The 14,410-nt window shown below is 62.5% G+C and carries 14 protein-coding genes and 1 tRNA gene; 14 read left to right on the top strand and 1 reads right to left on the bottom strand.

Annotated elements, in window-relative coordinates; all coding sequences use genetic code 11:
* Positions 1-49 precede the first annotated feature (49 nt).
* From CK910_RS18310 to hypA, 13 genes are all read left to right on the top strand, one after another.
* Positions 50-1,768 (top strand): hydrogenase large subunit, encoded by a 1,719-nt coding sequence (locus tag CK910_RS18310; protein WP_098984257.1) that lies wholly within the window; start codon positions 50-52, stop codon positions 1,766-1,768.
* A 9-nt stretch (positions 1,769-1,777) separates the two neighbouring features.
* A complete protein-coding gene (locus CK910_RS18315; RefSeq protein ID WP_098984258.1) occupies positions 1,778-2,335 on the top strand; it encodes a formate hydrogenlyase complex iron-sulfur subunit in 558 nt (185 codons plus the stop codon).
* Positions 2,335-3,150, top strand: coding sequence for an NADH-quinone oxidoreductase subunit B family protein (locus CK910_RS18320; RefSeq protein WP_098984259.1), 816 nt, complete (start codon positions 2,335-2,337; stop codon positions 3,148-3,150). The genes CK910_RS18315 and CK910_RS18320 overlap by 1 nt, the downstream gene beginning before the upstream one ends.
* A complete protein-coding gene (locus tag CK910_RS18325; protein WP_098984260.1) occupies positions 3,143-3,556 on the top strand; it encodes a formate hydrogenlyase maturation HycH family protein in 414 nt (137 codons plus the stop codon). The genes CK910_RS18320 and CK910_RS18325 overlap by 8 nt, the downstream gene beginning before the upstream one ends.
* Positions 3,556-4,047 (top strand): hydrogenase maturation peptidase HycI, encoded by a 492-nt coding sequence (gene hycI, locus CK910_RS18330; RefSeq protein ID WP_157774647.1) that lies wholly within the window; start codon positions 3,556-3,558, stop codon positions 4,045-4,047. The genes CK910_RS18325 and hycI overlap by 1 nt, the downstream gene beginning before the upstream one ends.
* A 213-nt stretch (positions 4,048-4,260) precedes the next feature.
* Positions 4,261-4,352 (top strand) — tRNA-Sec (locus tag CK910_RS23870).
* A 269-nt stretch (positions 4,353-4,621) separates the two neighbouring features.
* Positions 4,622-6,049, top strand: a complete 1,428-nt coding sequence (selA, locus tag CK910_RS18335; RefSeq protein WP_098984261.1) for an L-seryl-tRNA(Sec) selenium transferase — start codon at positions 4,622-4,624, stop codon at positions 6,047-6,049.
* Between the two features lie 4 nt (positions 6,050-6,053).
* Entirely contained in the window at positions 6,054-7,985 is a 1,932-nt protein-coding gene (gene selB, locus CK910_RS18340) for a selenocysteine-specific translation elongation factor (protein ID WP_098984262.1), read from the top strand.
* Positions 7,982-10,396, top strand: coding sequence for a carbamoyltransferase HypF (gene hypF / locus CK910_RS18345; RefSeq protein WP_098984263.1), 2,415 nt, complete (start codon positions 7,982-7,984; stop codon positions 10,394-10,396). Before selB ends, hypF begins: the two co-directional genes overlap by 4 nt.
* 5 nt (positions 10,397-10,401) lie before the next feature.
* Positions 10,402-10,653 carry a HypC/HybG/HupF family hydrogenase formation chaperone gene (locus tag CK910_RS18350; RefSeq protein ID WP_098984264.1) on the top strand — a complete coding sequence of 84 codons (252 nt, stop codon included), beginning with the start codon at positions 10,402-10,404 and terminating at the stop codon, positions 10,651-10,653.
* Positions 10,647-11,765, top strand: a complete 1,119-nt coding sequence (hypD, locus tag CK910_RS18355; RefSeq protein ID WP_098984265.1) for a hydrogenase formation protein HypD — start codon at positions 10,647-10,649, stop codon at positions 11,763-11,765. The genes CK910_RS18350 and hypD overlap by 7 nt, the downstream gene beginning before the upstream one ends.
* 85 nt (positions 11,766-11,850) lie before the next feature.
* Positions 11,851-12,855, top strand: coding sequence for a hydrogenase expression/formation protein HypE (gene hypE, locus CK910_RS18360; protein ID WP_098984266.1), 1,005 nt, complete (start codon positions 11,851-11,853; stop codon positions 12,853-12,855).
* 84 nt (positions 12,856-12,939) lie between these two features.
* Positions 12,940-13,281: a hydrogenase maturation nickel metallochaperone HypA gene (gene hypA / locus CK910_RS18365; protein WP_098984267.1), complete on the top strand. Its 342-nt coding sequence runs from the start codon at positions 12,940-12,942 to the stop codon at positions 13,279-13,281.
* On the opposite strand, the gene CK910_RS24445 is transcribed toward hypA, so the two are convergent.
* A complete protein-coding gene (locus CK910_RS24445) occupies positions 13,259-13,645 on the bottom strand; it encodes a hypothetical protein (RefSeq protein ID WP_253852720.1) in 387 nt (128 codons plus the stop codon). The genes hypA and CK910_RS24445 overlap by 23 nt on opposite strands.
* On the opposite strand from CK910_RS24445, the gene hypB reads away from it, so the two are divergent.
* Entirely contained in the window at positions 13,526-14,386 is an 861-nt protein-coding gene (gene hypB / locus CK910_RS18370; protein WP_216640198.1) for a hydrogenase nickel incorporation protein HypB, read from the top strand. The two genes, CK910_RS24445 and hypB, sit on opposite strands and share 120 nt — an antisense overlap.
* Positions 14,387-14,410: the final 24 nt, after the last annotated feature.

A 14,410-nucleotide genomic window follows, 5' to 3' on the forward strand; every position in this document is an offset into this window, starting at 1 on the left:
GATTTCACCTTTTCCGATTGCTCATTCCCGAACATAAAGTGAGAACTGCATGACCATCGCCATTTCGGATCGCATCGGCTGCGACTATATCCAGCAACTGCGACAGCAACTGCCCCACGCCATCATCGACGAGCAGTGGCAGACCGCCGATCAGGCCACCCTGACCGTCAAGCCCACCAGCCTGGTGGCCCTCACCAGCCTGATCTTCCACAAGCAGGGAGGCTGGCTCTCGGTTTCGTTTGCCAATGACGAGCGCAGCCTCAACGGTCACTTCGCCGTCTACCACGTCTTCTCCATGGAGGGCGACACCAAGAGCTGGATCACCGTCAAGGTGCTGGTCAACGCCATAGAGCAGGAGTACCCCTCCATCACCCCGACCATACCAGCGGCTGTGTGGGGCGAGCGGGAGATCCGCGACATGTACGGCCTACGCGCGGTCGGCCTGCCGGACGAACGCCGGCTGGTGCTGCCGGACGACTGGCCTGAGGATATCCACCCGCTTCGCAAGGACGCCATGGATTATCGCCAGCGCCCCATGCCCACCACGGACACAGAGACCTACCCCTTCATCAACGAGCTGGGCAATGAGGCCAACCGCATAGTGCCGGTCGGCCCGCTGCACATCACCTCGGACGAGCCGGGACATTTTCGCCTGTTCGTCGATGGGGAAGACATCATAGATGCCGACTACCGGCTGTTTTATGTCCATCGCGGCATGGAAAAACTGGCGGAAACCCGCATGGGCTACAACGAGGTGGCGTTTCTGACCGACCGGGTCTGCGGCATCTGCGGCTTTACCCACAGCGTCGCCTACACCACCTCGGTGGAGAACGCCATGGGCATCCAGGTGCCGGAGCGGGCCAAGATGATCCGCGCCGTGCTGCTGGAGGTGGAACGCCTGCACAGCCATATCCTCAACATAGGCCTGTCGAGCCACTTCACCGGTTTCGACACCGGCTTCATGCAGTTCTTCCGGGTGCGGGAGAAATCCATGACCCTGGCCGAACTGCTGACCGGCGCGCGCAAGACCTACGGCCTCAACCTGATTGGCGGGGTGCGCCGCGATATCTTCAAGGAAGATCGCATCAAGGGTGCCCAGCTGGTGCGCGAGCTCCGTGACGAGCTCAAACCCCTGGTGGCCATGCTGCTAGATACCGCCAACATCTCTTCTCGCCTGATCGGTATCGGCAAGCTCGACCCACAGATTGCCCGCGATTTCAGCTGCGTCGGCCCCATGGTGCGGGCGAGCGGCTTCAAGCGTGACGTGCGCCGGGTCCACGACTTTGCCGGCTACCGCGAGCTGCCGATGGAGATCCAGACCAAGGCGGGTTGCGATGTGCAATCCCGGGTACTGGTGCGCATCCACGAGCTTTACGACTCCCTCGACATGATTGAGTTTGGCCTTGAGCACCTGCCGGAAGGGCCGCTTTTGACCGAAGGCTTCACCTATCAGCCGGGCAAGTTTGCGCTGGGCTTTACCGAAGCGCCCCGCGGCGAGAACGTGCACTGGAGCATGACAGGGGACAACCAGAAGCTGTTCCGCTGGCGCTGCCGCGCCGCCACCTACGCCAACTGGCCTGCCCTGCGCTACATGCTGCGTGGCAATACAGTGGCTGATGCGCCGCTCATCATCGGCAGCCTGGATCCCTGCTACTCCTGCACCGACCGGGTCACCCTGGTCGACCCCAGGAAGGGCAAGTCCACCGTGGTCTCCTACAAGGAGATCGAGCGTTACGGCATCGACCGCAAAAACTCTCCGCTCAAGTAAGGGGTCATCATGATCAAGCTGTTCAAGACCATACTCCAGGCGGGCACGCCGACCGCCAAGTACCCCTTCGCCCCCTACGAGGTGAACCGGGATTTTCGCGGCAAACCCAAATATCAGGCCGATCAGTGCATCGCTTGCGCCGCCTGCACCAAGGCCTGCCCGGCCAATGCGCTGGTGATGGAAGTCGACATGGAGACCGGCGAGCGGCGCTGGGAGATCTCCATGGCGCGCTGTATTTTCTGCGGCCGCTGCGAGGAGGTCTGCCCGACCCATGCCATCGCCCTCTCCCCCGAGTTCGAGCTGGCGGTGACCAACAAGGCGGATCTCTATGAGGAGGCCCGCTTCGCGCTGGCCCCCTGCACCCTGTGCGGCACCTACTTTGCCCCGAGCAAGCTGGTGGCGCTGGTGGAGGACACCCTGGTACAAGCGGCCACCCCGCTGGCGCATCCCGAGCGACTGCACCACTGCCCCGACTGCAAACGAAAACAGAGCATGCTGAGCCAGCCTGACTCGGCCCTGACCACACCGATTGCCACACCGATGACCACACAACAGGAGTGGATGTGATGAGCAAGATCAAAGGCATAGAACCGGTTGTCGGCCATGCCCATACCCGCGCCGTGCCGTTGGCACAGGATCCCGAGATCACCAGGCTCAAGAAGACCCTGCTCAAAGACATTCGCCGCTCGGCCTATGTCTACCGGGTCGATTGCGGCGGTTGCAACGCCTGCGAGATCGAGATCTTCGCCACCATCACACCGCTGTTCGATGCCGAGCGTTTCGGCATCAAGGTGGTCGCCTCTCCCCGTCACGCCGACATCCTGCTCTTTACCGGCGCGGTGACCCGGGCGATGCGGGTACCGGCCCTGCGCGCCTACGAGGCGGCGCCCGACCCCAAGATCTGCATCGCCTACGGCGCCTGCGGCTGTGACGGCGGCATCTTCCACGACCTCTACTGCGTCTGGGGCGGCACCGACAAGATAGTGCCGGTGGATGTCTATATTCCGGGCTGCCCGCCCACGCCTGCCGCCACCATCTACGGCTTTGCCGTGGCGCTCGGTCTGCTGGAGCAGAAACTCAAAGCCACCAGCCACCAGGTGCAACCGGGTGAGCGGGTCGAGCTGCGCCACACCGGCATCCCCAACGAAATCCGGGTGATGATAGAGCGCGAGGCGCGCCGCATGGCCGGTTACCGTCAGGGGCGGATCATAGCCGACGAGTTCATGGCCCTGCTCGAAGGGGCGACCCAGCAGGATGTGGATCTGCGCATCCGGAGCTACCTCGCTCAACATGACGATCCGCGCCTGGCGGAGATCGTCAACAACCTGGCCAACGCCTGCCTCAACCGGACCGTTGGCAAGGGAGAGGCGGTGCATGGCTGATCAGGTTTTCTTCTACCGTCTCTCGCGCAAGTTCGTGGACGAGCAGTTCGACGTGCCCGAGGAGGCCAAGGAGGTGATGTACTACAGCCTCGCCATCGGCCACCACCTCGGCATCGTCGACTGTCTGAGCGCCGATCTGGTCTGCCCACTGGCGGGTTATCGCGACTGGGTGGCCAAACTGCCGGCCGGCAGCGAGGCACGCCGCAAGATGGAGGGTTTTCTCACCTTTGGCGAGATCACCGTCTATCGCGAGCACTGCCACATGCTGGCCTGTGCCTTCGACCGGCTGCGCAAAGCCGACAATCTGCTCGATGAGCAGCAGCTGGGCTGGACCGACACCTTTATGGATCAGCTCACCGCCCTCTATAACGACCCCCATATGTACCTGATGGTAAGGAGCCGCTGATGGGCTGCAATCTCGTGTTGACCGTGGGCAATGCCATGATGGGGGACGACGGTGCCGGCCCCTATCTGGCGGACAAGCTGCAAGCCGCGCCCCTGCCCGGCTGGATCCATATCGACGGCGGCATAGCGCCGGAAAATGTGGTCCACAAGGTGCGGGAGCTGCAACCGGAGCGGGTGGTGCTGGTGGATGCCGCCGAGATCGGCGAGAAGGCGGGCACCCTGCAGGTGATCCCCCCCGAAACCATAGCCGAGATGTTTATCTTCTCGACCCACAATATGCCGCTCAATTTCCTGATCGACGAGCTCAAGACCTTTGTTCCCGAGGTGATCTTTGTCGGGGTGCAACCGGCCATTGTGGCCTTCTCCTTCCCGATGACCGAGATGGTGAGCGAGGCGATGGATTATCTTTATCAGCACCTTGATGCCGCCAAGGATACCAGCTTGTTAATAGAACGACTGGACCAATGGAATATCGCCAACGCCGAGCGATAACTATTTACCGAGTTGTTAACGAGCGTTATTGACTGACGCTTTTGGCAATGTGATCGAGGCCCGATGTTAAATTAAAAACATCGGGCTAATCGTGCTGAATTTGATATAAAACAAGGTTCTTTTGATTTTTCAAAAAACCGCTAACCCCCGCTTTTTCATGACAAAAAAAGCGTTGCCAGTCACAGAAAATTGCCACAAAATGGTGGCCATTGCGGAAGCTGATGGGGTCTGGTGGCCTCCTCGGTCTTCAAAACCGATGAGAGCCGAGAAGGCTTTGGCAGGTTCGATTCCTGCCTCTTCCGCCAAATTTCATATATTGGAGAGAAACCGTCAATTATGTTTCAGGCTGGTTGACGACTGTTTCACACATTGTTCTAACAAGGCGCCTGTCGCATTGCCAATATAATCTGAATGCGCTCCGACACCCTTATTTATCTGCTCGAACATTAATTTATCCATTCGCCTTTTTTATTAATTCATGAATGGCGAAAAGCAGCAAATAAGCAGCGTCGCAGCGGCCTTCCTCCGGCAAGGCGGCGTGCATGTCACTCCCACGCACAGCCAGGGTCATCCCATGCCAACTCCGTCTGACGTATCCTCCCTCGCCCCCAGCGCCTCTTATACCGCGACTCCAGCAAACCAGCGTCGCTTGCCACAAGTGGAACAGCTGCTGCAGCAACCTTTTCTCGCTAGGTTTATCGATGCGCTGAGCCGCCCGCTGGTGACTCAGGCAGTGCGCGATTCCCTGAGTGAACTGCGCCAGAGCGAAGATTTTCGCCAGCACGGCGTCGCCCCCGAGCACCTTGAGGCACTCATTGCCAAACGCTGCCAGCAACAGCTGCGCCAGCGCCAGACCCGGGTCATCAACGCCACCGGCACCCTGGTGCACACCAATCTGGGGCGCTCGCCGTTAAGTAGCGATCTGTGGGACGAGGTGCGTGACCTCAACACCGGCTACAACAATCTGGAGCTGGATCTCGCCACCGGCAAGCGTGGCGGGCGCAAGGGGCTGATCGCTCCCCTGCTAGGCTGCCTCACCCAGGCCGAGGATTCGCTGGTGGTCAACAACAACGCCGCCTCCCTCTTCCTGCTGCTGCAGGAGGTGGCCAAGGGGCGCGAGGTGATCGTCTCGCGGGGCGAACAGATCCAGATTGGCGGCGGCTTTCGCATCCCCGACATTCTGGCGCTCTCCGGTGCCAAACTGGTGGAGGTGGGCACCACCAATATCACTACCGCCAACGATTACCTGGATGCCATCACGGATCAGACCGCGCTGGTGCTGATGGTGCACAGGTCCAATTTCGCCATTCGCGGCTTTACCGAATCCCCCGACATCGGCGAGCTGGCCCGCGCCCTGCCAGAGCAGGTGGTGCTGGCGGTGGATCAGGGTTCGGGATTGACCACAGAAGAGTTTGCACCGGATGAAACCTCGGTGCGCCAGTACATCAAGGCGGGGGCGGATCTGGTCTGCTACTCAGGCGACAAGCTGCTGGGCGGCCCGCAATCGGGCATCATCAGCGGCCGCAGCGATCTTATCAAGCGGCTGGAAAAACACCCCATGATGCGCACCTTCCGCCCGAGCCGCATCGTCTACTCCCTGCTGGAACGCCTGCTCATCCACAAGCTCAACAAATCCCCCATCGGCGAGGGCATCGCCCAGCGCACCCTGAGCAAGCCCGCCGCCATGCAGGCCAGGAGCGAGCAGCTGATGGCCGCCCTGCCCGGCTGCTTTGCCGAGGTGCCCGTCCAACTGGTGGTGGGCGGCGGCACCCTGCCGGACGAATTCTACCCGGCGCTGGCGTTGGAATGCACAGATCCGCGCCCGGCCCAGCAACTGCTCGACGCCCTGCGGGAATTGCCGGTGCCTGTCATTGCCACGGTGCGCCAGCAGAAGGTGCTGCTCAATATGGCCACCCTGCTGCCGGCTGAGATGGAGCTGTTGATAGCCCAACTCAAGGAATTGCTGTTGCCCGCCCAGATCAATGCAACAGAGGAGCCCTGATCCCATGACCCCCTATCGCGCCGTTATCGGCCTTGCCGGCCACGTGGATCACGGCAAGACCCTGCTTATCAAGGCCCTCACCGGAATCACCACAGCCCGCGCCCACGAGCAGGCCATCGGCATGACCCAGGATCTCGGCTTTGCCCACTTCGATGACGGTCAGGGCAACACCATAGGCGTCATCGACGTGCCCGGCCACGAGCGCTATATCCGCAACATGGTGGCGGGGCTCTGGAGTCTGGACTTGGTGCTGCTGGTGATTGCCGCCGACGAGGGGTGGATGCCGATGACAGGCGATCACCTGCGCCTGCTCAAGGCGATGGGAGTGCCGCGTCTGCTGGTCTGCATTAACAAGTGCGATCTGGTCAGCGCCGACGAGCTGGCCCTGCTGGAAGAGAGCCTGCTGGAACGGGTGATGGACGAGAGCGACATGGTGCCCGATATCATCAGCGTCAGCGCCAAAACCGGCGCCAACATGGCCGCTCTGCACACTGCCATCGTGGGCCAGCTTGCCGATCTGCCAGCATCGCACGCTGCCCGCGAGCAGGGCGCGCCGCGCCGCTCTCGTGAAGAGGCACCACCGCGCCTCTATGTGGACAGGGTCTTTACCGCCAATGGCACAGGCACAGTGCTCACCGGCACCCTGCAGCAGGGCAGCCTCAAGGTGGGGGACAAGCTGCGCCTCTACCCCGCCGATCGGGAGGTGCAGGTGCGATCCCTGCAGGCCTATCACCAGAGCGTCGATGAAATTGGCGCCGTCTGCCGGGTGGCAGTGGGCCTGAAAAAAGTGCCCCACAAGGAGGTGGCACGTGGCCACTGCCTTACCAGCGCCGCCGGCCAGTGCGAGGCGGCGACCCACCTTATCGTGCGACTGAACGAGGTCGGCGGCAGCATCCGGGAGCAACGCAACCGCGAGGTTGAAATCGCCCTCGGCAGCTGGCACGGCCGGGCCCGTTTTGTCCCGATCAAGGACACCCGGCTGGCGCGACTGATCTTTGCCAACCCCATCCCCTGCTTTTTCGGCCAGCCGCTCGCCATTATCCGCCACGGCAGCAGCGAACTGTTGCACGGCGCCCGCATCCTTTGGTGCGGCGATATCCATCCCGCCAGACGCAAGGCACTGCACGCCCTGCTGGGCGAGCTGCCCGATGAACTCGCCAACTACAACCCCGCCACCCTGCAACTGGGGCTCAACGGCTATGTGCTGGCCAGCCGCTTTGACGAGCAGCCCGATCAGGTCACCCCGCTCGGTGACTGGCTGCTGGACAACCACTGGCTGGCACAGAGCCGCGAGCGGCTGCTCGCCACACTGAAATGCGAGCCCCTGAGCGCCGCCGAGCTGGCGACCCGATTTGGCATCGCCCTGCCGGTCATTCAAGCCCTGCTCCAGCAGCTCAAAAGTGAGCAGCTGGTTCGCCTGCACCATGACAAGTGGCAGCCGGGCGGCGGCGAGTCGGAAGATGATTTAGGGGAAGAGGCACAGCTGGTGCTCAAAGTGGTGCGAGATCAAGGCAAGGAGGGTTACGAGCCCGGTAAACTGGGCCCCGGCGGCGTGGAGCTGGATCCCTTTATCACCCGCAAGCTGCCCACCGCCCTGCAGCAGGGCTTGCAGCGCAATGGTTTACAAAAAAACTGCGCGCTGCAAAAGCAGCTGCGCAACCTGGCGCGACTCAAGTATCTGGTGCAGCTCGATGGCCCCATCTACTACGACACCGCCCTTTACAACCAGATGGTCGCCGCCGTGCTGGCGGGCCAGCAGGTGGGAGATCTGATCGACATGGCATCCTTCAAGGAGATCACCGGTTTGTCGCGTAAATACGCCATTCCGTTCTGCCTGCGCATGGAGATGGATGGCTGGGTGCGGCGCGAGGAGAACGAGCGCCGGGTGCTGCGCCTGCCAGAGAGCCAAGATGCCCTGCAGCAGGAGCCGGTATGACGGCCACGCTAGCAGCCCATTCTGCAGAAACCCGACTGCGCCGCGAATTTCATATCGACGGCATAGTGCAAGGGGTCGGCTTTCGCCCTTTCGTCTATGGGCTGGCGCTGCGCCACGCGCTTACCGGCTATGTGCTGAACGATGCCAACGGCGTCACCATAGGCGCAGAAGGCTCCCCCGAGCAGCTGGCCGCCTTTGCCCGCGAACTGCGGGAGCTGGCACCACCGCTCAGCCGTATCGATCATTTCAGCGAACGGGAACTGCCCCGAGCAGATAATCCCGACTACGACGGCCAGTTTCATATCAAGGCCAGCCAGCAGCAGAGCGCAGCCACGGTCGCCATCTCGCCGGATCAGGGGATGTGCGAGGCGTGCGCCACGGATGTGGCCAACCCCGTTGATCGCCACCATCACTACCCCTTTACCAACTGCACCCACTGCGGCCCGCGCTACACCATCATCCGCCGCCTCCCCTACGACAGACCCCACACCGCCATGGCGGGCTTTGCCATGTGCCCGCGCTGCGCGGCGGCTTATGAGGATCCGCTGGATCGGCGCTACCACGCACAACCGGTGAGCTGCCCCGAGTGCGGGCCACACCTCAGCTGGCGCAGCGGCAAGGGTGATGCCCTGGCCGAGCGTGAGGATGCCCTGCAAATGGCTGCCCGCGCCCTGCAAGCGGGGGCACTGATTGCGGTCAAGGGGATGGGGGGCTATCACCTGATATGTGATGCGCGCAGCGAGTCCGCCGTGGCACGACTTCGCCAGCTCAAACGGCGCGAGCGCAAGCCGCTGGCGGTGATGATGGGCTCCCTTGCCGAGGCCAAACTGCATGTCACCGGCTGCGAGGAGGAGTGGAAGCTGCTCGCCTCTCAGGCCAGGCCCATCACCTTGCTGCGCAAGCGCACCAAGGATGATCGGCCGTCAGAATCCCAACACACCGCGACCCCGCTGGCCGAAGGGATAGCCCCCGGCATTCCCTATCTCGGCGTCATGCTTCCCTACACCCCGCTCCATCAACTGCTGCTGGACGCATGCGCCATGCCGCTGGTGGCCACCAGCGCCAATGGTCGCGGCAGCCCGATCCTCATCGAATGCGATGCTGTGGTCAGGGAACTCGGGGGCGAAATCGACGGCATCCTGGATCACAACCGCCCCATACTGCACCCCTGCGACGACAGTCTGGTGCAGTGGGCAGGTGGACGGCGCCAGACGTTGCGCCTCGCCCGGGGCTACGCCCCCTGTACTCCCAGCCTGAAACAGGCTGTCAGGGTGCCGCTCTTGGCAGTCGGGGCGCAGCAGAAGAACCAGCTGGCGCTTGCCTTCGGTCGCCAGCGCATCTACAGCCCCTATATCGGCGATCTGCACAGCCTGCCGATGCAGGGCCACTTCGAGCAGACCCTCGCCACCTTTCGCGATCTCTACGATCTCAAGCCAGAGCTGCTGGTGTCGGACTGCCACCCCGGCTATCTCAGCCACCAGTGGGCCAAGGGCTATTGCGCGGCAGAGGGTGCGACCCATCTCGAGGTGCAGCATCATCACGCCCACCTGCTGGCTGTGATGGCCGAGCACGACATCAGGGGCCCTGTGCTGGGTTTTGCCTTCGACGGCACCGGCCTTGGGGATGACGGCACCCTCTGGGGTGGCGAGCTGCTGCTGGCCGATGTGAAGGGCTTTACACGGGTTGCGCACCTCAAACCCTTCAAGCTTATTGGCGGCGAGGCGGCCATTCGCGAGCCGGTGCGCCAGCTGTTGGGACTGCTGTTTGAGTCGTATACCCCCGACGAGATCGGCGCCCTCGATATTCCGCTGGTAATTCGGCTACCCATCGAGCGGATCAGCAACCTGCACCAGCTCTGGCACCTGGGTCGCAACGCCCCCCATACCAGCTCCATCGGCCGACTGTTCGACGCCGTGGCCGCGCTGCTGGGGGTGATAGATACCCCGGATTACGAGGGCGAAGCGGGGCTCCTGCTGGAGGCCGCCGCCTTGCGGCTGACCCTAGATGAACAGCCCTTCCCCCTCGCCTTTGGCCTGAACCAGAGCGCGGAGGGGCCGCTTAAAATCGAGTGGGCCGAACTGCTCAATACCCTTGTCGGCGAGCGGCGCAAAGGCACCGCCATCGCCAGCCTGGCCGCCGGTTTTATCTGCGCCATCAGCGATTTGGTCATCGCCCTGGCCGGGCGCTTCCCCGGCTATCCGGTCGCGCTCGGGGGCGGCGTGTTTCAAAACCGGGTGCTGATGGACCAGCTTGTGCCCGGCCTCGAAGCAGCCGGCCGCCAGGTATTGACCAGCGAAACCCTGCCGCTCAATGACGGTGGCATAGCCGCCGGTCAGCTCTGGTTTGCCATCCACCATATTGCCACGCACCAGCCTGCCACAACCGGTTGTGCCACCTTGTCGGAGTCCTGAAATCCATGTGTCTATCCATACCTTCTCAGGTGGTGCAGCTGCACCCAGAAGATAACTGCGTCACCGTCGACACCCTGGGGGTGCAGCGGCGCGTCAGCTGCATGCTGCTCGAAGAGCCCCTCAACCCTGGCGACTATGTGCTGCTCCATATCGGCTTTGTGATGAGCAAGATTGACGAAGAGGAGGCGCAGGCCAGCCTCGAGAGCTTCCGCCAGATGGTGGCCCTTATCCCTGCGCAGGATATCTTGCCATGCTGACCTTGAATGACTTGTTTCAGGGCTTTCGCCAGCCCGAGGTGATCCGCGCCCTCGCCGCGCAAATTACCGAACTGGCAAAGGATCTGCCCGAGCCGCTGCGGGTGATGGAGGTGTGCGGCGGCCATACCCACACCATCATGAAATACGGCCTGCCCCAGTTGCTGCCGGCCAGCATAGAGTTCGTCCATGGCCCCGGCTGCCCGGTCTGCATCATGCCCAAGGAGCGCATCGATCAGGCCATCGAACTGGCTAGAGAGCCCAACGTCATTCTGGTCACCCTGGGGGACATGATCCGGGTGCCGGGCTCCAAGGGCACGCTGGCCCAGCAGCGGGCCAAGGGGAGCGATATCCGCCCCGTCTATGACCCCCTCGATGCGCTGCGCATCGCCAAGGAGAACCCGCAAAAAACCGTGGTCTTCTTCGCCATCGGTTTCGAGACCTCCACCCCCATGACAGCCGCGCTGCTGGCAGCAGCCGACGCTGCGGGGGTGGAGAACCTGCTGTTTCATATCAACCATGTGCTGGTACCGCCCGCCATCCACGCCGTGATGGCCGACGGGGTTGCCAAGGTGAACGCCTTTATCGGCCCCTCCCACGTCAGCGTCATCACTGGTGCCGATATCTACCTGCCCATCGTTGATCGCTATCAGGTGCCTGTGGTGGTGAGCGGCTTCGAGCCGGTGGACGTGATGGAGGCGCTGCTGATGATGGTGCGCCAGAAGGTGGAGGGTCGCTACGCGCTGGAGGTGCAGTACAGCCGGGCGGTCACCGCCAGCGGCAACCGCGCCGCCCAGCGGCTGGTCGACCAATATTTTGAGACCCGCGAGCACTTTCGCTGGCGAGGTCTCGGGGACATCAACGCCTCCGCCCTGCGCCTGCGGGATGCCTTTGCCAGGCGCGATGCGGAGCGCCACTTTCAACTCAGTGAGACCCCCATCGACGATCACAAGGCGTGCCAGTGCGCCGATATCCTGCGCGGGCTGGCCAAACCGAACCAGTGCAAGGTCTTTGGCCGGGGCTGCACCCCGACCCAGCCCATGGGCAGCTGCATGGTCAGCTCCGAGGGGGCCTGCAATGCCTACTACCGCTATATGGGGATCCAGCAGCGATGAGAGAAATTCAGTTAAGCCACGGTGGTCGGGTGATGAGGAGAGATGAACCAGCCTGTTTCGGCAATCTTGTGGAGAACCAGACCCGATGAGAGAAATCCAACTTAGCCACGGTGGCGGCGGCGTCGAGATGAACCAGCTGATCAACCAGCTGTTCTTTCGCCACTTCGGCAACGAGATCCTGCTGCGCGGTGAAGATGCCGCCCTGCTGCAGGTAGAGGGCCCCGTCGCCTTCACCACCGACAGCTTCACCGTCTCGCCGCTCTTCTTCGAGGGGGGCGATATCGGCAAGCTGGCCATCGCCGGCACGGTCAACGATCTCGCCATGATGGGGGCCAAACCGGAATACCTCAGCTGCAGCTTCATTATCGAAGAGGGGTTCCCCTACGCGGATCTCGTCCGCATCGTCGAGTCGATGGCCGCAGAGCTGGCCAAGAGCGGCGCCCGCATCGTCTGCGGCGACACCAAGGTGGTGCCGAGAGGAGCGGCCGACAAGATCTTCATCAACACCAGCGGGGTCGGCACCTTCCCGCTGCCTGAGCAGAGCCGGGGCATCTCGGTACGAAACCTCAAGGCCGGTGACGCCATTCTGGTGTCGCGGGATATCGGCAGCCACGGCGCCTGCATCCTGATGGCCCGCGATGCCCTGCAGCTGGGCTCGACACTCAAGAGCGACTGCACCACCCTCTGGCCTCAGGTGGAGGCGCTGCTGCAAGCGGGGCTTACCCCCCATGCCCTGCGCGATGCCACCCGCGGTGGCATCGCCGCCGTGCTCAACGAGTGGAGCACCGCCTCCCAAGTGGCCATCGAGCTGGAAGAGTCCGCCATTCCGGTCTGCGATCCGGTGCGCGGCCTGTGCGAGCTCTACGGCTTCGAGCCCCATGATCTCGCCAACGAGGGGACCATGGTGCTGGCTCTGCCTGCCGAACAGGCGCAGGACGCGCTGGGCATATTGCGACAGTTCAACCCCTCTGCCAGCCAGATAGGCGTGGTTCAGGCGAGCGATCGCCACAAGGTGGTGCTCAACAACCCCTGGGGCAGCCGCCGTTATCTGGAGCTGCCGCAAGGGGAACTGCTCCCGCGGATCTGTTGATCGGCCATGCCGTTCACCCATATGCCGTTTTCCCAATTAGGGGGAGGAGTCACTCCTCCTCCCCCTATCGGTTAAGGAGTCACCATGCACGAAATGTCTCTGGCCATGGCTGCCATCGATCTGGCGGCTGAACAGGCCGCCCAGCGGGGCTTTAACAAGGTGACCGCCCTCTGGCTCGAGGTCGGCAGCTTCTCCTGCGTCGACCCGGACACCATTGCCTTCTGTTTCGAAGCCGCCGCCAAGGGCACCGCCGTCGAAGGGGCCCGGCTCCACTTTCAGCATCAGGCGGCAGAAGCCTGGTGTTACGACTGCAACCAGACGGTCACCCTCACCGAGCGCGGGCAGGCCTGTCCCGAGTGCGGCGGATACAAATTACGAGTCGCGCAAGGCGATAGCCTGCGCATCACCGACATCGAGGTAAGTTGATATGTGTAGCGTATGCGGATGCGGCCAGGCGCGGATCGCCGGCCATGAAGAGGATCACGACCATGTACACCCCCACGCTCACGATCATGAGCACCATCATCACCATGAACATGAGCACGGCCACCCTCATGCCCATGACGCTCATCACGAACATGAGCAGAGCGCACCGCGCACCCTGATCGTTCACCACCACTATCACCATCAGGGGGATGTCCATCACCACTACCACTGGGTAGGGGCGCCAGTGGGAGCAGAGGGTCATGAGCACCATCACGATCACCCCCACGACCATCATCATGATCATGCCCACCCGCACCACCATAGTCATGCTCATGACCACGAGCATCCCCATGACCACAGCCATTCTCATGACCACGACCACGACCACGACCACGACCATCAGCAGGGTGATCTGCACTATGGCAAAGGGGAAGCGGGGTTATCGGTACCCGGCATGGGGCAGCGCCAGCTGATCGCCATCGAGATGGATGTGCTGGCCAAGAACAACAAGCTGGCGGCCCACAACCGCGAACACTTCGACGAGGCAGCCCAGCTGGTGCTTAACCTGGTGTCGAGCCCGGGTTCAGGCAAGACCACCTTGCTGTGCGAAACCCTGCGCCAGCTGGCCGACAAGCGCCCTTGCGCTGTGATCGAGGGGGATCAGCAGACCAGCGCCGATGCGGATCGCATCCGTGCCACCGGCGTCCCTGCCGTGCAGATCAACACCGGCAAGGGCTGCCATCTGGATGCCAAGATGGTCCACGACGCCTGCCACCAGCTGCCCGCCAATGAAGGGGGCATCCTCTTTATCGAGAACGTGGGCAATCTGGTCTGCCCCGCCAGCTTCGATCTCGGCGAGAAGTACAAGGTGGCGATCCTCTCCGTCACCGAGGGGGAAGAGAAGCCCCTCAAGTACCCGGACATGTTTGCCGCCGCTCAGCTGATGGTGATCAACAAGATTGACCTGCTGCCCCATGTCAGCTTCGACGTCGCCCGCTGCATCGAGAACGCCAAACGGGTCAACCCCTATATTCAGGTGATCCAGGTCAGCGCCACCACGGGTGAAGGGATGGATGCCTGGCTCAACTGGCTGGCCACTGCCTGAAGATGAACCGATTAAACGCCGTTG

Origin of the sequence: Aeromonas sp. CA23 (genome assembly GCF_002587065.1) — a bacterium.
Classification (GTDB): Bacteria; Pseudomonadota; Gammaproteobacteria; order Enterobacterales; family Aeromonadaceae; genus Aeromonas; species Aeromonas bestiarum.